Here is a 17,586-nt window from a genome sequence, read left to right as displayed (position 1 = left end):
CTCAATAGAGGTCAAACCAACTGTTTACGCTGGTTCGACGGCGGGATGGACAAAGACTCTCGGTACTTGGCGACGGTGCGCCGTGCCACGATGATCCCCTGATCGGCGAGCAGGGTGGCCAGCTTGCTGTCGCTGAGTGGTTTGGCGGGGTTTTCCGCCGCAATCAATTTCTTCACCAACGCGCGGATCGCCGTCGAGGAGGCTTCGCCGCCGCTGTCGGTATTCACGTGGCTGGAGAAGAAATATTTCAATTCGAAAATGCCGCGCGGGCTGTGCAGAAACTTCTGCGTGGTGACGCGCGAGATCGTCGATTCATGCATCTCCACGGCCTGGGCGATATCCGCCAGCACCATGGGTTTCATAAACTCTTCGCCTTGCTCGAAGAACGCCTGCTGCTGATCGACGATGCAGCGGGTGACCTTCAGCAACGTCTCGTTGCGGCTCTCCAGGCTTTTAATCAGCCACTTGGCTTCCTGCAGGTTGCTGCGGATGAACTGGCCGTCGGCTTCGCTGCGGGCGCTGTTACCCAGCGCGGCGTACTGCTGATTGATCTTCAAACGCGGCACGCTGTCGCCGTTGAGCTCGACCGTCCATTTGTTCTGCGTCTTGCGCACCAGCACGTCCGGAATGACGTATTCCGATTCGCCGGTATTGATCGACTGCCCCGGGCGCGGATCGAGCGACTGAATCAGCAGCATCGCTTCTTTCAGTGTATCTTCTTTTAGCCGGGTTGATCGCATCAGGCTGCGAAAGTCGTGGTTGGCCAACAGATCCAGATGCTCGCTGATGATCAGCCGCGCTTCGGCCAGATAAGGCGTATCTTTGGCGTATTGGGAGAGCTGCACCAGCAGGCAATCGCGCAGATCGCGCGCGGCGACGCCGATCGGATCAAAACGCTGCACGCGCTTCAGCACCGCCTCGACTTCCTCGAGGGTCACGTTCTCGTCGCCCAGGCTTTCCAGAATGTCTTCCAGCGGGACGGTGAGATAGCCGGTGTCATCCACCGCGTCGACGATGGAAGTGGCGATGGCGGCGTCGGTATCAGAAAACGGCGTCAGATCCACCTGCCACATCAGATAATCCTGCAGCGTTTGGGTGGTCTCGCCCTGATAGACCGGCAGCTCGTCGTCGCTGTAGTCGGTGCCGGTGCCGGACGGCGTGCCCGCGGTATAGATTTCATCCCAGGTGGCGTCCAGCGGCAGCTCTTCCGGCATGTCTTTCTGCTCCAAGGCTTCGCGGGTATCGAGCCCCTCGGTCTCCTGGGTTTCTTTGGCGTCGATTTCGTCGTGCAGATCGGTCTGTTCAAGCAGCGGATTGCTCTCCAGCGCCAGCTGGATCTCTTGCTGAAGCTCAAGCGTGGACAACTGCAGCAGGCGGATCGCCTGCTGGAGCTGAGGTGTCATGGCCAGCTGTTGGCTGAGCCTGAGTTGCAAACCTTGCTTCATAATTTTCTGTCTACTTCCGTTAACGGTGTCGTCCTGCAGGACGCGCCGGCGCTTAGAGGCGGAACTCTTCGCCCAGATAAACGCGTTTAACCTGCTCGTCGGCCAGAATAGCATCCGGCGTGCCGTGGGCAATCAGTTTGCCCTGGCTGACGATGTAGGCGCGTTCACACACGTCCAGCGTCTCGCGCACGTTGTGGTCGGTGATCAGCACGCCCAGGCCGCTGTCACGCAGGTGCTCGATGATTTTCTTGATATCGATAACGGAAATCGGATCCACCCCGGCGAAGGGTTCGTCCAGCAGAATGAATTTCGGGTTGGCCGCCAGCGCGCGGGCGATTTCGACGCGGCGGCGTTCACCGCCGGACAGCGCCTGGCCGAGGCTGTCGCGCAGATGGGAGATATGGAACTCTTCCATCAGCTCTTTGGCGCGGTCTTCGCGCTGTTCGCTGGTGAGATCGGGACGGATCTCCAACACCGCCATCAGGTTGTCGTACACGCTCAGTCGGCGGAAGATCGACGCTTCCTGCGGCAGGTAACCGATGCCGCGGCGCGCACGGGCGTGCAGCGGCAACAGGCTGATGTCTTCCTCGTCGATCACGATGCGCCCGGCGTCGCGCGGCACGATGCCGACCACCATGTAGAAGGTGGTGGTTTTACCGGCGCCGTTCGGGCCGAGCAGGCCGACGATCTCGCCGGATTTCACTTTCAGGCTGACGTCTTCGACAACTTTACGGCCCTTGTAGGCTTTCGCCAGGTTTTCTGCGATGAGTGTTGCCATAAGTGATTAGTTACTCTTTTTTTGCCCGTTTTTGTCTTGCAACTGCGACGGTACCAGAACCGTTGTCACGCGCTTGCCTTTGTCGCTAAACGCCTGCATTTGCTGCTGTTGCACCAGATAGGTGATGCGATCGCCTTTCACGTTGCTGTCGAGCTGCTCCAGATAGGCGTTGCCCGTCAGGGTCACCAGCTGGGTCGCCACGTCGTAACGCACTTTCTGCGCGTGGCCTTTGACCGGCTTGCCGCTGTCCTGCATCTGGTAGAAGGTTACCGGGTTGCCGAACGCTTCAATATAGGTCTTATTCTGATCTCCGCCCGGACGGGTGACCACCACCTTGTCGGCGCGGATATCGATGGTGCCCTGTTTGATCACCACGTTGTCAGTAAAGGTGCTGACGTTGCTTTGCATGTCCAACGACTGCTTGAGCGAGTCGATGCTGACCGGCTGGCTGGAGTCGGATTTCAGCGCCAGTGCAGGGGCGCTGGCGGCCAAAACTAAGCTGCCGATCAACAGATTACGGAGTTGGTTTTTGGTTCTGGATTTCATAGTTGGTCTTAACCTTATCAATCAGCTCAGCGGTTTTGGTCCGCAGGTTCCCACGCATTTTCATGCCGTTAGAGGTAAAATTGGTCCCGTAAAGCGTGACTTCGTCATCGGAGGTGACGTCCTGGGTGACCAGGTTTACCTGAGCGTTGTCCGTCTTAATTTTTTCCAGCTGCGAGGTGGTGGTCAGGCTGTTTACCTCGACGTGGCCATACAGATACAGCATCCGGTCTTTCGTCAGTTTGGCGCGATCGGCGCGAACTGACCAGGTGGCCACAGCATTCTCGTCGAACAGCGTCATCACCGGCTGGGTGAACCAGCTCAGCTCGCCGGCGGTGTAATACTTCGCGTCTTCCGCCACCAGCTTATAATTCAGTTTACCGGCCGGATTGTACACCACGGTGACCGTGTGCTGGCTCTGGTAGGTCGGATCCTGATCGTTAGCCGGACCAGGAGCCGTATCGTCGCTGAAGTCCGTCATGTTCCAGCCGATCAGCGCCAGAACGATCACCGTCAACAGGATGGTGATCCAAAGTTTGGTTTTACTCATATCGACAGCCCTTTGGCGTCCTCCAGCTTATTTTGAGCCAAAAGAATGATGTCGCACAGTTCGCGCACCGCGCCGCGGCCGCCGGCAATGCGGGTGACGTAGTGGGCACGCGGCGTCAGCAGCGGATGGGCGTCCGCGACCGCGACCGCCAGGCCCACCTGCGCCATCACCGGCCAGTCGATCAGGTCATCGCCGATATAGGCGACCTGATCCGCTGTTAACGACAGTTTATCCAACAGTTCGCGGAAGGCCAAAAGCTTATCGGATTGCCCCTGATACAGATGGGTGATGCCGAGCGTTTGCGCGCGGTCTTCCAGCAGCTTGGCGGAGCGACCGGTAATGATCGCCACCTCGATGTCGGAGGTTTTCAGACAGCGGATGCCGTAACCGTCGCGCACGTTGAACGCCTTCAATTCTTCACCGTTGTTGCCCATGAAGATCAGGCCGTCCGACAGTACGCCGTCAACATCGCAAATCAACAGGCGGATGTTCCCGGCACGCGCCATAACCTCTTGTTCTACCGGCCCGTAGCAGGTTTCTACCATACCCATTCCGTTCTATTCCTTAATTAAACGACGCCGGCGCGCAGCATGTCATGCATATGTACCACACCCAGCAACTGGTCGCCATCGGCAACCAGCAGCGCGGTGATGTGACGTTGCTGCATCAGATTCAGCGCATCGACCGCCAAGAGATTGGGACGTACCCGCACGCCGCCCGGCGTCATGACATCGGCGATCTTGGCTTCGTGCAGGTTGATGCCCATGTCGAACACCCGGCGCAGGTCGCCATCGGTAAAGATGCCGGCGATTTTCATCAGATCGTCGCAGATCACCGTCAGACCCAGATTTTTGCGGGTGATTTCCAGCAGCGCGTCGCGCAATGAGGCGTCGGCGCTGACGTGGGGCATTTCGTCGCCGCTGTGCATGATATCGCTAACTCGCAGCAGCAACTTGCGGCCAAGTGCGCCGCCCGGATGCGACAGCGCGAAATCTTCCGGCGTGAAACCGCGCGCCTTCAGCAGCGCGACGGCCAGCGCATCGCCCATCACCAGCGTGGCGGTGGTGCTGGTGGTCGGCGCCAGCCCCAGCGGGCAGGCCTCCTGCGGCACCTTGATGCACAGGTGGATGTCCGCCGCCTTGCCCATCGAACTTTCCGGATTGTTGGTCATGCAGATGAGGGTGATCCGCTGCCGTTTCAACACCGGGATCAGCGCCAGGATCTCGCTGGACTCACCGGAGTTGGAGATGGCGAGCACGATATCCTGCGCAGTGACCATGCCCAAATCGCCATGGCTGGCTTCCGCCGGGTGAACGAAGAATGAGGGGGTGCCGGTGCTGGCGAAGGTCGCGGCGATCTTGCAGCCGATATGGCCGGATTTGCCCATGCCCATCACCACCACTTTGCCGCCGCAGGCGGCGATCGTTTCGCAGGCGCGGGTGAAGTCTGCGTTGATGTAGCTGTCGAGCTGAGCCAGCCCGTCACGCTCTATCTGAAGCACTTCTTTGCCGGCCTGTTGAAAATCGAAGCCCGGTTGCAACTCAATGTTCGACATACTCATTCCCGTCGGTTTAGCCGAAAGTACTGAAAGGGTTAAAGAACAGCACCGCAAGATACGCAATAAAGCCGCATAATAACAGCGCGCCGGCCAGGTGGCCGATGCGGTGTTTGCGGCCGATGCACAGCACGCTTAGCAGCACGCTGGCCGCCAGCATCACCCAGTAATCGCGCTGGAAGGCGGCGGCGTCCACGCTGCCCGGCGACAGCAGGGCGGGGACGCCCAGCACGATCACCGTGTTGAAAATATTGGAGCCGATGATATTGCCAATCGCCATATCATCTTCGCCCTTTAATGCGCCGGCGATGGACGTGGCCAGCTCGGGCAGGCTGGTGCCGATGGCGATAATGGTCAAGCCGACCACCAGTTCGCTCAGGCCGAAATAGTGCGCGATCACCGTCGCGTTATCGACCACCATTCTGGAAGAGAGCGGCAGAATGATAAACGCCAGCACCAGCCACAGCACCGCCACGGTATTGCTGCTGTCCTGCGGCAGTTCGGCGATCTGCTCCATGGTCAGGCTGTCGCTGCCCTCGCGCTGCGCCAGCCGGGCGATTTTCAGCATCAGCAGGATGAAACCGGCGGCGGCGGTCAGCAGAAGCACGCCGTCCAGCCTGCTCAGGGTGCCGTCCATCAATACGAAACCGCACAATACTGTGACCGCTAACATCAGCGGCAGTTCGCGCCGCAGTATTTCCGATCGTGCAGCCAGCGGGTGAATCAGCGCCGCTACGCCCAGGATCAATAAAATGTTGGTGATGTTGGAACCTAATACGTTGCCAACGGCCATATCTATCTGCCCGTTCAGCGCGGCGGTGGTGGACACGATCAGCTCCGGCAGTGAAGTGCCGATGCCGACGATGGTCATGCCGATGATCAACGGCGGCACGCCAAGCGAACGGGAAATCACGGCAGCACCATAAACTAAGCGGTCTGCACCATACACCAGTAGAAATAAACCAACGATTAATAATGCTATTGCGAGAAACATGCAGGGTCCTTTGTCGGGTATTATCCCGGTTCGTTGGTTAAAGCCGTCAATGCGGCGGTATTGCTTGCCCTCCGGTGCGTGCGCTTGAGCGCAGCAACGGTTTTTCCCGGCTAATTGTTGAACACTTTCGTTTTTTTTCGTTATGGCGCCAATTTTGACCGGGTGGCGCGGAAAAGTAAAACCAATGGCATCATTGGTTGCGAAATGGCAGTAAGTTTTTGTAAAGATGAGACGGATTGCGCCCATTGCTTTAACATCACGGGTAGATTCAGCAAAAGATGAGTCGTAAAGGGTCCATTAACATGCTCCAAAAGGCAGATAATTTGGTCGAAGTGCGCGACATGAGCTTCTCGCGCGGCGACCGGCGGATATTTGAAGACATCAACCTGACGGTGCCTCGCGGTAAGATCACGGCGATCATGGGGCCGTCGGGCATCGGCAAAACCACGCTGCTGCGTCTGATCGGCGGTCAGCTGACGCCGGACCGCGGGGAGATTTGGTTTGACGGCGACAACATTCCCGCGTTGTCCCGTCGTCAGTTGTACGACGCGCGCAAAAAGATGAGCATGCTGTTCCAGTCGGGCGCGCTGTTCACCGATTTGACCGTATTCGAAAACGTGGCCTACCCGTTGCGTGAGCACAGCAACCTGCCTGAGCCCCTGCTGCGCAGCACGGTGCTGATGAAGCTGGAAGCGGTCGGGTTACGCGGTGCGGCGCAGCTGATGCCCAATGAACTCTCCGGCGGCATGGCGCGCCGGGCGGCGTTGGCGCGCGCGATCGCGCTGGACCCGGAAATGATCATGTTCGATGAGCCCTTCGTCGGCCAGGATCCGATCACCATGGGGGTGCTGGTCAAGCTGATCGACGAGTTGAACCATGCGCTGGGCATTACCTGCATCGTGGTGTCGCACGACGTGCCGGAGGTGCTGAGCATCGCCGACTACGCCTATATCGTGGCCGATCACCGGGTGATTGCCGAAGGCACCACGCAGCAATTGCAGAACAATCCTGATGCGCGCGTGCGCCAGTTCCTGGATGGTATAGCGGATGGACCGGTGCCGTTCCGCTATCCGGCCGGGGATTATCAGACTGAACTGCTAGGCTTAGGGAGTAAATAAGCTCATGTTATTAAGAGCGTTAGCGTCTCTGGGGCGCAGTGGCATCAACACCAGCGCCAGCTTCGGCCGCGCCGGGTTGATGCTGTTCAACGCATTGATTGGCCGGCCGGAACCCGGCAAGCAGTGGCCGCTGTTGTTAAAACAGCTTTACAGCGTCGGCGTGCAGTCGCTGCTGATCATCATGGTTTCCGGGCTGTTTATCGGCATGGTGCTGGGCCTGCAGGGGTATATCGTGCTTACCACCTACAGCGCTGAAGCCAGCCTCGGCATGATGGTGGCGCTGTCGCTGCTGCGCGAGCTGGGGCCGGTGGTGACGGCGCTGCTGTTCGCCGGCCGCGCCGGTTCCGCGCTCACGGCGGAAATCGGCCTGATGAAGGCGACGGAACAGATCTCCAGCCTGGAAATGATGGCGGTCGATCCGCTGCGGCGCATCGTGGCGCCGCGTTTCTGGGCGGGGATGATTAGCATGCCGTTGTTGACCATCATCTTCGTGGCGATCGGCATTTGGGGCGGCTCGGTGGTCGGCGTGGATTGGAAGGGCATCGACAGCGGCTTCTTCTGGTCGGCGATGCAGGGCGCCGTAGAGTGGAAAAAAGATCTGCTCAACTGCTTGATCAAGAGCGTGGTGTTCGCCATTACCGTAACCTGGATTGCCATTTTCAACGGGTATGACGCCGTGCCTACCTCTGAAGGGATTAGCCGGGCGACGACGCGTACCGTGGTGCATTCGTCACTGGCGGTGTTGGGATTGGATTTCGTGCTGACCGCACTGATGTTTGGGAATTGATTCGATGCAAACGAAGAAGAGTGAAATCTGGGTTGGGGCATTCATGCTGATCGCGCTGTGCGCCATCGTGTTTATCTGCCTGCAGGTGGCGAACCTTAAATCGATCGGCAGCGAGCCGACCTACCGCGTTTACGCGACGTTCGACAATATCGGCGGCCTGAAACCGCGTTCGCCGGTGAAGATCGGCGGCGTGGTAATCGGCCGCGTGGCCGACATCGAACTCGATCCGAAAACCTACACGCCGCGCGTGGCGCTCGATATCCAGAAAAAGTACAACGAAATCCCGGATACCAGCTCGCTGGCGATCCGCACCTCCGGCCTGCTGGGCGAGCAATATCTGGCGCTTAACGTGGGCTTCGAAGATCCTGATATGGGCACCACCATTCTGAAAGACGGCGGCACCATTCAGGACACTAAATCAGCCATGGTTCTGGAAGATCTGATCGGCCAGTTCCTGTATAAAAGCGGCGGTCAGGACAGCGCCAAACCGGGAGACGCGGCCGCTGAGCCGGCTGCCGGCGCTGCACCGCAACCCGCTGTTCCAAATCATTAAGAGAGGATACCTGCATGTTTAAACGTTTACTGATGGTGGCTCTGCTGGTGGTTGCGCCGCTGGCGAGCGCAGCCGACCAAACCAATCCTTACAGCATGATGCAAGACGCGGCGCAGAAGACCTTCAGCCGTTTGAAGAACGAACAGCCGAAGATCAAGCAGGACCCGAACTACCTGCGCTCCATCGTGCATCAGGAACTGATGCCGTTCGTGCAGGTGAAATACGCTGGCGCGCTGGTGCTGGGCCGTTACTACAAAGATGCGACGCCTGCGCAGCGCGAAGCTTACTTCACCGCTTTCCAGGCTTACCTGGAGCAGGCTTACGGCCAGGCGCTGGCGATGTACCACGGCCAGACTTACCAGATCGCGCCTGAACAGCCGCTGGGCAACGCCGACATTGTGGCCATTCGCGTCACCATCATCGACAACGGCGGCCGCCCGCCGGTGCGTCTGGATTTCCAATGGCGCAAGAACAGCAAAACCGGCTATTGGCAGGCGTATGACATGATCGCCGAAGGCGTCAGCATGATCACCACCAAGCAAAACGAGTGGGCGTCTACGCTGCGTACTCAGGGCATCGACGGCCTGACCAAACAGCTGCAGGCCGCCGCCGCGCAGCCCATCTCGCTGGACAAGAAAAACTGATGTCGGCAGCGCTCAGCTTCGAATCAGAGCAGCAGACGCTGATCCTGCGCGGTGAACTGGACCGTGAAACGCTGCTGCCGTTGTGGCGGCAGCGAGACGCGCTGATGGCGGATAAAACCGCGATCGACGTGGCGCAACTGCAGCGCGTGGACTCCTCCGGGCTGGCGCTGTTGCTGCATCTGCAGGAAGAGCAGCGCCAACGTGGCGTCGCGCTAAAAATTTTCGGCGTCACCGAGCGTCTGAAAACGCTGATCGCGCTCTACAACCTGCAGGCGATAATGCCTGTCGATACCGCCGGTTAGCGGCGTTTTACACCGCCTTTGCGTGGTTAAACGATACAAAGCCCCTGTTATGCAGGGGCTTTTTCTTTAGTTTAAGAAAACATCGTATTCCACTAAGATACTAGGCTGTTTATGATCCTTTAGCGGCAGAACTGGATACTATGGAAACCAACGAGATTAAAGACGTGCTGATGCAGGCATTGGCACTGGATGAAGCGCACGTGACGGGCGACGGCAGCCATTTTCAAGCGATCGTGGTCGGCGAACTGTTCGCCGGCATGAGCCGCGTCAAAAAACAGCAGACGGTTTACGCACCGCTGATGGAATACATTGCGGACAACCGCATTCATGCCTTGTCTATCAAGGCGTACACCCCTGAAGAGTGGCAGCGAGACCGCAAACTCAACGGATTTTAAGGCTGTTTGCCCTGCCGGGCGGGCAGCTTCAGATTAGATAACAGAGAGTAGTCAGATGGATAAATTTCGTGTGCAGGGTCGGACCCGCCTGAGCGGTGAAGTGTCTATTTCCGGGGCCAAAAACGCCGCCCTGCCGATCCTGTTCGCCGCCCTGTTGGCGGAAGAGCCGGTCGAGCTGCAGAATGTCCCCAAGCTGAAGGACATCGACACCACCATTAAACTGCTCAGCCAGTTGGGCACCAAGATTGAGCGCAACGGTTCGGTCTTCGTGGACGCCAGTGGCGTGAACGAGTTTTGCGCGCCTTACGATCTGGTGAAAACCATGCGCGCTTCCATCTGGGCGCTGGGGCCGCTGGTGGCTCGTTTCGGCCGCGGTCAGGTTTCCCTGCCGGGCGGCTGCGCGATCGGCGCGCGTCCGGTCGATCTGCACATCACCGGCCTGGAGCAGTTGGGGGCCGAGATCAAGCTGGAAGAAGGTTACGTCAAGGCGTCCGTCGATGGCCGTCTGAAAGGCGCGCACATCGTGATGGACAAGGTGAGCGTGGGCGCAACCGTGACCATCATGAGCGCCGCGACCCTGGCGACCGGCACGACCGTTATCGAGAACGCCGCGCGTGAGCCGGAAATTGTCGATACCGCCAACTTCCTCAATACGCTGGGCGCGAAGATCAGCGGCGCAGGCAGCGACAAGATCACCATCGAGGGCGTCGAGCGTCTGGGCGGCGGCGTGTATCGCGTGCTGCCTGACCGTATCGAGACCGGTACCTTCCTGATCGCCGCCGCGGTTTCCGGCGGCAAAGTGATGTGCCGCAACACCCGTCCGGATACGCTGGATGCGGTGCTGGCCAAGCTGCGTGAAGCCGGTGCCGATATCGAAGTGGGCGAAGACTGGATCAGTCTGGACATGCACGGCAAGCGCCCGAAAGCGGTCACCGTGCGCACCGCGCCGCACCCGGGCTTCCCGACCGACATGCAGGCCCAGTTCAGCCTGTTGAACCTGGTGGCGGAAGGCACCGGCGTTATCACCGAGACCATCTTCGAAAACCGCTTCATGCACGTGCCGGAATTGATCCGCATGGGGGCGCACGCGGAAATCGAGAGCAACACCGTGATCTGCCATGGCGTTGAACAGCTGTCCGGCGCTCAGGTGATGGCGACCGATCTGCGCGCTTCCGCCAGCCTGGTGATCGCCGGCTGCATCGCCGACGGCGTGACCGTCGTCGATCGCATCTACCATATCGATCGCGGCTATGAGCGTATTGAAGACAAGCTGCGCGCGCTGGGTGCGAACATCGAGCGTGTGAAAGGCGAGTAAGGCATTAGCGCCGGCGCGGCTGCGTCGGCAGGATGAAAATCAAAGGGCCGGCTATCAATGCCGGCCCTTTTTTAATTGCTGTCTTCCGGGAATTCACCCACCGTCATTTTCAACGTAATGCGCTTGCCGTCACGCAGCACGATAACCGGTATCTCGGTGCCCGGTCTGATCTCCGCCACCTGATCCATGGTCTCCAGCACGGACACCGCCGGTTTGTTATCCACGTTGATGATGATGTCGTTGATCTGGAAGCCGGCGTTGCTCGCCGGGCCGTTCGGCGTAATCTCGGTCACGATGATGCCTTGAAGGCGATCGATGCCGGAATTGGACGAGCGCAGCGGAATGATCTCTTTGCCCTGAATGCCGAAATAGCCGCGGATGACGCGGCCGTCGCGGATCAGCTTGTCCATGATTTTGGTGGCCAGTTCGATCGGAATGGCGAAGCCGAGGCCCTCCGGCGTTTCGCCGTCGGTAATTTTGTCATAGGTCAGGGTGTTGATGCCGATCAGCTCGCCCAGCGAGTTGACCAGCGCGCCGCCGGAGTTGCCGCGGTTGATGGAGGCGTCGGTCTGCAGGAACGTCTGTCGGCCGGTGGTGCTCATACTGATGCGGCCGGTGGCGCTGAGGATGCCCTGTGTGACAGTCTGCCCCAGGTTATAGGGGTTGCCGATCGCCAGCACGACGTCGCCGACGTGGGCAACGCGATTTTTATTGGTCGGGATCACCGGCAAATTGCCGGGATCGATCTTCAGCACCGCCAAATCGGTCAGGCCGTCCGAGCCGACCAGCAGCGCTTCATAGCGGCGGCCATCCTGCAACACCACGGTGATCTGCTGAGCGTCTTTGATCACGTGGCGATTGGTGATGATATAGCCGCGTTCATTCATGATCACGCCGGAACCGAGCGACAGCACGTTGGCGGCGCCGTTCAGGTTGCGGTTGTAAATGTTCACCACGGCGGGCGCGGCGCGGCGCACCGCTTTGTTGTAGCTCACTGGCGTTTCGTCGCTGGTGCTCTCAGGTTTGTCTGCAAACAGGCCGTTGGAAGAACGCAGCATGGGCAGTGCGGCCAACAGCAGGCCGGCAACGATGAGACCGATAACGACGGAACGCAAGAGCTTAGCAAACATGGAGTTTTCGTGGTGTGGTGAACGATGTTCGGAGGATAGCATGAGTTAACCGGGCGCAGTATGTCACCGAGCCCGGTTTTTGCACAAATTAACGCAGCAGCAGATAAATGGTTTCGTTGCCGCGCACGATATTGAGCGCCATCACCGGTGGCTTGGCCTCCAGCACTTTACGCAGCGTGGTGATGTTGTCCACGCGCTGACGGTTGACGCCGATGATCACGTCGCCTTTCTGCAGGCCGATCTGCGCCGCCGTTGACCCTTTATCCACGTTCTCCACCTTCACGCCCTTGTCGCCGCTCGGCAACGCGCCATTGCTGAGGGAAACCCCCTGCAGTGCCGGCGACAGCGTTTCGGCGTTGGTCGAGGCGCTCTCGCTGTTGTCCAGCGTGACCGAGACTTCCTGCGGTTTGCCATCGCGCAGCAGGCCCACCTTGAGGGTTTTGCCCGGCGCGGTGGTGCCGACTTTGGCGCGCAGTTCGGCAAAGCTGCTCACCGGTTTACCGTCGACGGAGACCAGGATATCCCCGGCCTTGATGCCCGCCTTGGCGGCGGCGGATTTCGGCAGCACTTCGCTGACGAAGGCGCCGCGCTGCGCGTCGGTGTTGAAGGCTTTGGCCATATCCGGGGTCATTTCGCTGCCTTTGATGCCCAGCAGGCCGCGTTTCACTTCGCCGAATTCAATCAGCTGCTGGCTCAGGTTCTGCGCCATATTGCTCGGAATGGCGAAACCGATGCCGACGTTGCCGCCGCTCGGCGCCAGAATGGCGGTATTGATGCCGATCAGCTCGCCGTTCAGGTTAACCAGCGCGCCGCCAGAGTTGCCGCGGTTGATGGAGGCGTCGGTCTGAATGAAGTTTTCCAGTCCTTCCAGATTCAGGCCGGAGCGGCCCAGCGCCGAGATAATGCCGGAAGTGGCGGTTTGGCCCAGGCCAAACGGGTTGCCGACCGCGACGGCAAAGTCGCCGACGCGCAGCTGATCGGAGTCGGCCATCTTGATGGCGGTCAGGTTTTTGGTGTCGCTGAGCTGCAGCAGGGCGATGTCGGATTGCTCATCGCGGCCGACCAGCTTGGCGTCCAGCTCGCGACCGTCGTTCAACTGCACGCGGATTTTATCGGCGTTGTTGATGACGTGGTTGTTGGTCAGCACGTAGCCTTTGGCGGCGTCGATGATCACGCCGGAACCCAGCCCTTCAAACGGGCGGGAGCTTTGCTGCTGGCCGGGGAAGTTAGGGCCGAAGAAGCGTCTGAACTCTTCCGGCAGTTGTTGACGCTGCACCTGAGTGCCGGCGACATGCACGCTCACTACGGCGGGCAAGACTTTTTCCAGCATCGGCGCCAGGCTCGGCAGCGGCTGCCCCTGAACGGCGACGGGCAGGGCCGCGTTGGCCACCGGTACGGAGCTGAGCGTCAGGCCGAGGCTCATTGCCAATGCACTAAGAATTAACGACTTTTTCTTCATTGATTATAACTCTCTCAATACCTGCCGATGAAAATTTGATGATAAGGCAATCGCCTTGTCATAGTGAAGGGTAAGACCGTGAATTTGCGTGCAAAGTTCAGTAAAGGTAATGCGAGGGAAGGTCAAGACGGTAAACGGAGGAAGCCCGCGGGTGGCCCCGCGGGCGAAGGGGGGTCAGTCGCGGCGCGCGCTTTGCCCGCGCAGCAGGCCGGAGGCGCCTTCCGAATAGTCGCGCGGCATTTCCACCGGCGCTTGATCGTTGTCTGCTTCCGCTTCGGTCAGGCGATAGCGGAACGGATTTTCCTGCATCGGCAGATCCGGCAGCAGGTTGTTCGAGCTTTTCGCCATGTGTTGATACAGCTGACGATAATCGCGCGCCATGTTGTCCAGCAGCTCGGCGCTGCGGGCAAAGTGGCCGACCAGCTCCTGACGGTACTCTTCCAGCTCGGTTTTGCTCTTGTCCAGCTCGTTCTGCAGGACTTGTTGTTGACGTAATTTACGGTTGCCAAAACGCATCGCCACCGCACCAATCACGATACCGACGACCAAACCAATCAGCGCATACTCCCAGGTCATGATGACTCCTATTTTGACTTCGTTGTTCCGCAGGGATTTTTCACTTAATAATATCCACTATAACCGTTAACCTTGTCCGAGTGGAATCCTGATGCGCTTCCACCTAATTTTTACAGGGTTTTCAGCGGCGCCCACAGCGGGCATTTGTGGCGATAACGGTGCGAATCGGCATCAACTTGCCGCCAACGTTGGCTAAATAATTTCTAAGCGTTCTTAGGGAACATCGAACAGATGCAGGCACTATCACCGTTATCTCGCTACCAGCAGGCGCTGGATGCGGGGGAATATCAGGCCGATGAGGTTCAACGCCGGGCCGTCACTCAACTGGATCGCATTTATCAGGCTCTGCTGCAAAAGCCGGCGGCGAGCGCGCCTGCCGGCGGGCTGCGCGGCAAGTTCAGCCGCTTGCTGGGTAAGGGCGGCGACACGGCGCCGCAGCGCCCGGTGCAGGGGCTGTATATGTGGGGCGGCGTCGGGCGCGGCAAAACCTGGTTGATGGATATGTTCTTCCACAGTTTGCCGGGCGATCGCAAAATGCGTCTGCACTTCCACCGCTTCATGCTGCGGGTGCATGAAGAGCTGACCGAGCTGCAGGGGCGGGAAAACCCGCTGGAAATCGTCGCCGACGGCTTTAAGGCTGAGACCGACGTGCTGTGTTTCGACGAATTCTTCGTGTCCGACATCACCGACGCCATGCTGCTGGCCACGCTGCTGCAGGCGCTGTTCGCGCGCGGCATCACGCTGGTGGCCACGTCGAATATCCCGCCGGACGATCTGTACCGCAACGGTCTGCAGCGGGCGCGTTTCCTGCCGGCCATCGATCTGATCAACGAGTACTGCGACGTGATGAACGTCGACGCCGGCATCGACTATCGTCTGCGTACCCTGACCCAGGCGCATCTCTACCTGACGCCGCTGAACGACCAGACGCGCGAGACGCTGGATCGGATGTTCGTCAAGCTGGCGGGCAAGGCGGGGGAGGACGCGCCGGTGCTGCAGATCAACCATCGGCCGCTGCAGGCGATCCGTTCGGTGGACGGCGTGCTGGCGGTGGATTTCCACACGCTGTGCGAAGAGGCGCGCAGCCAACTGGACTACATCGCGCTGTCGCGGCTGTATCACAGCGTGATCCTGTATAATGTGCGGGTGATGGGGCCGCTGAAAGAGAATACCGCGCGCCGTTTCCTGGCGTTGGTGGACGAATTCTACGAGCGGCACATCAAGCTGGTGATCGGCGCCGAAGCGTCGATGTTCGAGATCTATCAGGGGGTGCAGCTGAAATTTGAATTCCAGCGCTGCCTGTCGCGCCTGCAGGAAATGCAGAGCGAAGAGTACCTCAAGCTGCCGCATTTGCCCTGAGTCTGCCGGGCTTGCCGCCGCCGTATCGCCGGTTGTCCGCCGCCGGCGATAAATTTATTTTCCATTCAAAAACCGTTCGATCTTTGTGAGCGACTTCTCTATAATCTTGCGACCCCACGTTACAACAAAGTTTTTTTTCCCAAAAACTTTATAGTGCCGGCAATGGCTATTCGAAGGGGTAGGTTTGCTGGACTTGTATGGTCGTGTGAGCCTCAACTGTTTTCGAGCGTTTGGGTGTTCACCAACGTGTAACTAATTATTGGGTAAGCTTTCTAATGAAAACTTTTACAGCTAAACCAGAAACCGTAAAACGCGACTGGTACGTTGTTGATGCAGATGGTAAAACTTTAGGCCGTCTCGCTACTGAACTGGCTCGTCGCCTGCGCGGCAAGCATAAAGCGGAATACACCCCGCACGTGGATACCGGTGATTACATCATCGTTCTGAACGCTGACAAAGTTGCTGTAACCGGCAACAAGCGTACAGACAAAGTGTACTACCACCACACCGGCCACATCGGTGGTATCAAGCAAGCGACCTTTGAAGAGATGATTGCCCGCCGTCCTGAGCGCGTGATTGAAATCGCGGTTAAAGGCATGCTGCCAAAGGGCCCGCTGGGTCGTGCTATGTTCCGTAAACTGAAAGTTTACGCGGGCACCGAGCACAATCACGCGGCACAGCAACCGCAAGTTCTGGACATTTAATCGGGATTAATGGCAATGGCTGAAAATCAATACTACGGCACTGGTCGCCGCAAAAGCTCCGCCGCTCGCGTCTTCATCAAGCCGGGCAACGGTAACATCGTTATCAACCAGCGCAGCCTGGAACAGTACTTCGGTCGCGAAACTGCCCGCATGGTAGTTCGTCAGCCGCTGGAACTGGTCGACATGGTTGGCAAACTGGATCTGTACATCACCGTTAAAGGTGGTGGTATCTCCGGTCAAGCTGGCGCTATCCGTCACGGTATCACCCGTGCACTGATGGAGTACGATGAGACTCTGCGTTCTGAACTGCGTAAAGCTGGCTTCGTCACCCGTGACGCTCGTCAGGTTGAACGTAAGAAAGTCGGTCTGCGTAAAGCACGTCGTCGTCCGCAGTTCTCCAAGCGTTAATTTCCGCTGCTTCGGCAGTGCGATTTACGCAAAAAACCCGGTGCCTCACCGGGTTTTTTTATGCCTGAAATCCGCCGTCCCCGACTAAAATCTGTGGCATATCAGACAATTCAACATGAATTCGCCGCAGCGCCCCCACAAAACAAGCAAAATCTGGTAAACTATCATCCACTTTTGCGCCTGTTCGCCGTGCAGTTGACCTCCTGGGCCGGTTTTTTTATGGGTTCGGGTCCGCGCTGCGTGCTGCCGGCCTGCGGCAAGATTATTCAGGATAGCAGCCTGTCAGTTGGCTATTCGCAGTATTTTCTAGATAACTTGGAGGTTTTCATGGCTGTCGCTGCCAACAAACGTTCGGTAATGACGCTGTTCTCTGGCCCGACCGACATTTTTAGCCATCAAGTACGCATCGTACTGGCGGAGAAAGGTGTCAGCGTCGAGATCGAGCAGGTCGAAATGGATAACCTGCCGCAAGATCTGATTGACCTCAACCCTTACCAGACGGTGCCTACGCTGGTCGATCGCGAACTGACCCTGTATGAATCCCGCATCATCATGGAATACCTGGATGAGCGCTTCCCGCACCCGCCGCTGATGCCGGTTTACCCGGTTGCCCGTGGTGAGAGCCGTCTGATGATGCTGCGCATCGAGAAGAACTGGTACTCGCTGATGGACAAGATCGAGAAGAGCAGCGGTCAGGAAGCGGAATCCGCCCGCCGCCAGCTGCGTGAAGAGCTGCTGGCGATCGCGCCTATCTTCGGCCAGGCGCCGTATTTCATGAGCGAAGAGTTCAGCCTGGTGGATTGCTACCTGGCGCCGCTGTTGTGGCGTCTGCCGCAGCTGGGCATCGAGTTGAGCGGCGCCGGCTCCAAAGAGCTGAAAGGCTACATGACCCGCGTCTTCGAACGTGACGCTTTCCTGGCTTCCCTGACCGAAGCCGAGCGTGAAATGCGCCTGCAAACCCGGGGCTAAGC

21 protein-coding genes are annotated in these 17,586 nt (G+C 58.7%); 11 read left to right on the top strand and 10 right to left on the bottom strand.

What is annotated here, in order from left to right:
* Positions 1-11 precede the first annotated feature (11 nt).
* The 7 genes from rpoN to IMX17_RS19410 are packed head-to-tail and all read right to left on the bottom strand — an operon-like array spanning position 12 to position 5,865.
* Positions 12-1,445, bottom strand: coding sequence for an RNA polymerase factor sigma-54 (gene rpoN / locus IMX17_RS19440; RefSeq protein ID WP_004937039.1), 1,434 nt, complete (start codon positions 1,443-1,445; stop codon positions 12-14).
* 52 nt (positions 1,446-1,497) lie between these two features.
* Positions 1,498-2,223: an LPS export ABC transporter ATP-binding protein gene (gene lptB / locus IMX17_RS19435; protein WP_004937040.1), complete on the bottom strand. Its 726-nt coding sequence runs from the start codon at positions 2,221-2,223 to the stop codon at positions 1,498-1,500.
* A 6-nt stretch (positions 2,224-2,229) separates the two neighbouring features.
* Positions 2,230-2,769 (bottom strand): lipopolysaccharide ABC transporter substrate-binding protein LptA, encoded by a 540-nt coding sequence (lptA, locus tag IMX17_RS19430; protein WP_025160121.1) that lies wholly within the window; start codon positions 2,767-2,769, stop codon positions 2,230-2,232.
* Positions 2,738-3,316, bottom strand: a complete 579-nt coding sequence (lptC, locus tag IMX17_RS19425; RefSeq protein WP_033644491.1) for an LPS export ABC transporter periplasmic protein LptC — start codon at positions 3,314-3,316, stop codon at positions 2,738-2,740. The genes lptA and lptC overlap by 32 nt, the downstream gene beginning before the upstream one ends.
* Positions 3,313-3,867, bottom strand: coding sequence for a 3-deoxy-manno-octulosonate-8-phosphatase KdsC (gene kdsC, locus IMX17_RS19420; protein ID WP_021505108.1), 555 nt, complete (start codon positions 3,865-3,867; stop codon positions 3,313-3,315). The genes lptC and kdsC overlap by 4 nt, the downstream gene beginning before the upstream one ends.
* A 17-nt stretch (positions 3,868-3,884) precedes the next feature.
* Positions 3,885-4,871 (bottom strand): arabinose-5-phosphate isomerase KdsD, encoded by a 987-nt coding sequence (gene kdsD / locus IMX17_RS19415; RefSeq protein WP_046897241.1) that lies wholly within the window; start codon positions 4,869-4,871, stop codon positions 3,885-3,887.
* 16 nt (positions 4,872-4,887) lie between these two features.
* Complete coding sequence (locus tag IMX17_RS19410; RefSeq protein WP_033644493.1) at positions 4,888-5,865, bottom strand: calcium/sodium antiporter; 978 nt, start codon at positions 5,863-5,865, stop codon at positions 4,888-4,890.
* Positions 5,866-6,167: 302 nt separating this feature from the next.
* Here IMX17_RS19410 and mlaF point away from each other — a divergent pair, with 302 nt between their 5' ends.
* The 7 genes from mlaF to murA all read left to right on the top strand — a co-directional run bounded on the left by mlaF (position 6,168) and on the right by murA (position 10,979).
* Positions 6,168-6,983, top strand: coding sequence for a phospholipid ABC transporter ATP-binding protein MlaF (gene mlaF / locus IMX17_RS19405; RefSeq protein ID WP_033644494.1), 816 nt, complete (start codon positions 6,168-6,170; stop codon positions 6,981-6,983).
* Between the two features lie 4 nt (positions 6,984-6,987).
* Positions 6,988-7,770, top strand: coding sequence for a lipid asymmetry maintenance ABC transporter permease subunit MlaE (mlaE, locus tag IMX17_RS19400; RefSeq protein WP_033644495.1), 783 nt, complete (start codon positions 6,988-6,990; stop codon positions 7,768-7,770).
* A gap of 4 nt (positions 7,771-7,774) precedes the next feature.
* Entirely contained in the window at positions 7,775-8,323 is a 549-nt protein-coding gene (gene mlaD / locus IMX17_RS19395) for an outer membrane lipid asymmetry maintenance protein MlaD (protein WP_046897243.1), read from the top strand.
* Positions 8,324-8,337: 14 nt separating this feature from the next.
* Entirely contained in the window at positions 8,338-8,967 is a 630-nt protein-coding gene (gene mlaC, locus IMX17_RS19390; RefSeq protein ID WP_033644498.1) for a phospholipid-binding protein MlaC, read from the top strand.
* The gene (gene mlaB / locus IMX17_RS19385) at positions 8,967-9,269 is read left to right on the top strand and encodes a lipid asymmetry maintenance protein MlaB (protein ID WP_033644499.1); all 303 of its coding nucleotides are present in this window, start codon (positions 8,967-8,969) and stop codon (positions 9,267-9,269) included. Before mlaC ends, mlaB begins: the two co-directional genes overlap by 1 nt.
* Positions 9,270-9,409: 140 nt before the next feature.
* The gene (gene ibaG, locus IMX17_RS19380; RefSeq protein ID WP_025304370.1) at positions 9,410-9,664 is read left to right on the top strand and encodes a BolA family iron metabolism protein IbaG; all 255 of its coding nucleotides are present in this window, start codon (positions 9,410-9,412) and stop codon (positions 9,662-9,664) included.
* Positions 9,665-9,719: 55 nt separating this feature from the next.
* Entirely contained in the window at positions 9,720-10,979 is a 1,260-nt protein-coding gene (murA, locus tag IMX17_RS19375) for a UDP-N-acetylglucosamine 1-carboxyvinyltransferase (RefSeq protein WP_019453131.1), read from the top strand.
* Between the two features lie 71 nt (positions 10,980-11,050).
* Here murA and degS read toward each other — a convergent pair whose 3' ends face one another.
* The 3 genes from degS to zapG all read right to left on the bottom strand — a co-directional run bounded on the left by degS (position 11,051) and on the right by zapG (position 14,144).
* Positions 11,051-12,109 (bottom strand): outer membrane-stress sensor serine endopeptidase DegS, encoded by a 1,059-nt coding sequence (degS, locus tag IMX17_RS19370; protein WP_042785432.1) that lies wholly within the window; start codon positions 12,107-12,109, stop codon positions 11,051-11,053.
* 88 nt (positions 12,110-12,197) lie between these two features.
* A complete protein-coding gene (degQ, locus tag IMX17_RS19365) occupies positions 12,198-13,568 on the bottom strand; it encodes a serine endoprotease DegQ (protein ID WP_025304368.1) in 1,371 nt (456 codons plus the stop codon).
* 174 nt (positions 13,569-13,742) lie between these two features.
* Positions 13,743-14,144, bottom strand: coding sequence for a Z-ring associated protein ZapG (gene zapG, locus IMX17_RS19360; protein WP_004937074.1), 402 nt, complete (start codon positions 14,142-14,144; stop codon positions 13,743-13,745).
* A gap of 231 nt (positions 14,145-14,375) precedes the next feature.
* On the opposite strand from zapG, the gene zapE reads away from it, so the two are divergent.
* The 4 genes from zapE to sspA all read left to right on the top strand — a co-directional run bounded on the left by zapE (position 14,376) and on the right by sspA (position 17,584).
* The gene (gene zapE, locus IMX17_RS19355; RefSeq protein ID WP_193550138.1) at positions 14,376-15,503 is read left to right on the top strand and encodes a cell division protein ZapE; all 1,128 of its coding nucleotides are present in this window, start codon (positions 14,376-14,378) and stop codon (positions 15,501-15,503) included.
* 275 nt (positions 15,504-15,778) lie between these two features.
* Positions 15,779-16,207 (top strand): 50S ribosomal protein L13, encoded by a 429-nt coding sequence (gene rplM, locus IMX17_RS19350; RefSeq protein ID WP_004937079.1) that lies wholly within the window; start codon positions 15,779-15,781, stop codon positions 16,205-16,207.
* Between the two features lie 15 nt (positions 16,208-16,222).
* A complete protein-coding gene (gene rpsI, locus IMX17_RS19345) occupies positions 16,223-16,615 on the top strand; it encodes a 30S ribosomal protein S9 (protein WP_004937080.1) in 393 nt (130 codons plus the stop codon).
* 327 nt (positions 16,616-16,942) lie between these two features.
* A complete protein-coding gene (gene sspA, locus IMX17_RS19340) occupies positions 16,943-17,584 on the top strand; it encodes a stringent starvation protein SspA (RefSeq protein WP_004937082.1) in 642 nt (213 codons plus the stop codon).
* Positions 17,585-17,586 lie beyond the last annotated feature (2 nt).

Origin of the sequence: Serratia sp. X3, assembly GCF_014982455.1 — a bacterium.
GTDB lineage: Bacteria > Pseudomonadota > Gammaproteobacteria > Enterobacterales > Enterobacteriaceae > Serratia > Serratia ureilytica.
The sequence above is the reverse complement of the archived record's forward strand: the minus strand, read 5'-3'. Positions and strand labels throughout refer to the sequence as shown.

Bases quoted from the DNA above. Each gene is read 5' to 3' on its own strand.
- lptC (WP_033644491.1), bottom strand. From the start codon at position 3,316: ATGAGTAAAACCAAACTTTGGATCACCATCCTGTTGACGGTGATCGTT.
- degQ (WP_025304368.1), bottom strand. From the start codon at position 13,568: ATGAAGAAAAAGTCGTTAATTCTTAGTGCATTGGCAATGAGCCTCGGC.
- rpsI (WP_004937080.1), top strand. From the start codon at position 16,223: ATGGCTGAAAATCAATACTACGGCACTGGTCGCCGCAAAAGCTCCGCC.
- mlaB (WP_033644499.1), top strand. From the start codon at position 8,967: ATGTCGGCAGCGCTCAGCTTCGAATCAGAGCAGCAGACGCTGATCCTG.
- IMX17_RS19410 (WP_033644493.1), bottom strand. From the start codon at position 5,865: ATGTTTCTCGCAATAGCATTATTAATCGTTGGTTTATTTCTACTGGTG.
- mlaD (WP_046897243.1), top strand. From the start codon at position 7,775: ATGCAAACGAAGAAGAGTGAAATCTGGGTTGGGGCATTCATGCTGATC.
- mlaE (WP_033644495.1), top strand. From the start codon at position 6,988: ATGTTATTAAGAGCGTTAGCGTCTCTGGGGCGCAGTGGCATCAACACC.
- ibaG (WP_025304370.1), top strand. From the start codon at position 9,410: ATGGAAACCAACGAGATTAAAGACGTGCTGATGCAGGCATTGGCACTG.
- kdsD (WP_046897241.1), bottom strand. From the start codon at position 4,871: ATGTCGAACATTGAGTTGCAACCGGGCTTCGATTTTCAACAGGCCGGC.
- degS (WP_042785432.1), bottom strand. From the start codon at position 12,109: ATGTTTGCTAAGCTCTTGCGTTCCGTCGTTATCGGTCTCATCGTTGCC.
- sspA (WP_004937082.1), top strand. From the start codon at position 16,943: ATGGCTGTCGCTGCCAACAAACGTTCGGTAATGACGCTGTTCTCTGGC.
- mlaC (WP_033644498.1), top strand. From the start codon at position 8,338: ATGTTTAAACGTTTACTGATGGTGGCTCTGCTGGTGGTTGCGCCGCTG.
- zapE (WP_193550138.1), top strand. From the start codon at position 14,376: ATGCAGGCACTATCACCGTTATCTCGCTACCAGCAGGCGCTGGATGCG.
- rplM (WP_004937079.1), top strand. From the start codon at position 15,779: ATGAAAACTTTTACAGCTAAACCAGAAACCGTAAAACGCGACTGGTAC.
- zapG (WP_004937074.1), bottom strand. From the start codon at position 14,144: ATGACCTGGGAGTATGCGCTGATTGGTTTGGTCGTCGGTATCGTGATT.
- kdsC (WP_021505108.1), bottom strand. From the start codon at position 3,867: ATGGGTATGGTAGAAACCTGCTACGGGCCGGTAGAACAAGAGGTTATG.
- mlaF (WP_033644494.1), top strand. From the start codon at position 6,168: ATGCTCCAAAAGGCAGATAATTTGGTCGAAGTGCGCGACATGAGCTTC.
- lptA (WP_025160121.1), bottom strand. From the start codon at position 2,769: ATGAAATCCAGAACCAAAAACCAACTCCGTAATCTGTTGATCGGCAGC.
- lptB (WP_004937040.1), bottom strand. From the start codon at position 2,223: ATGGCAACACTCATCGCAGAAAACCTGGCGAAAGCCTACAAGGGCCGT.
- rpoN (WP_004937039.1), bottom strand. From the start codon at position 1,445: ATGAAGCAAGGTTTGCAACTCAGGCTCAGCCAACAGCTGGCCATGACA.
- murA (WP_019453131.1), top strand. From the start codon at position 9,720: ATGGATAAATTTCGTGTGCAGGGTCGGACCCGCCTGAGCGGTGAAGTG.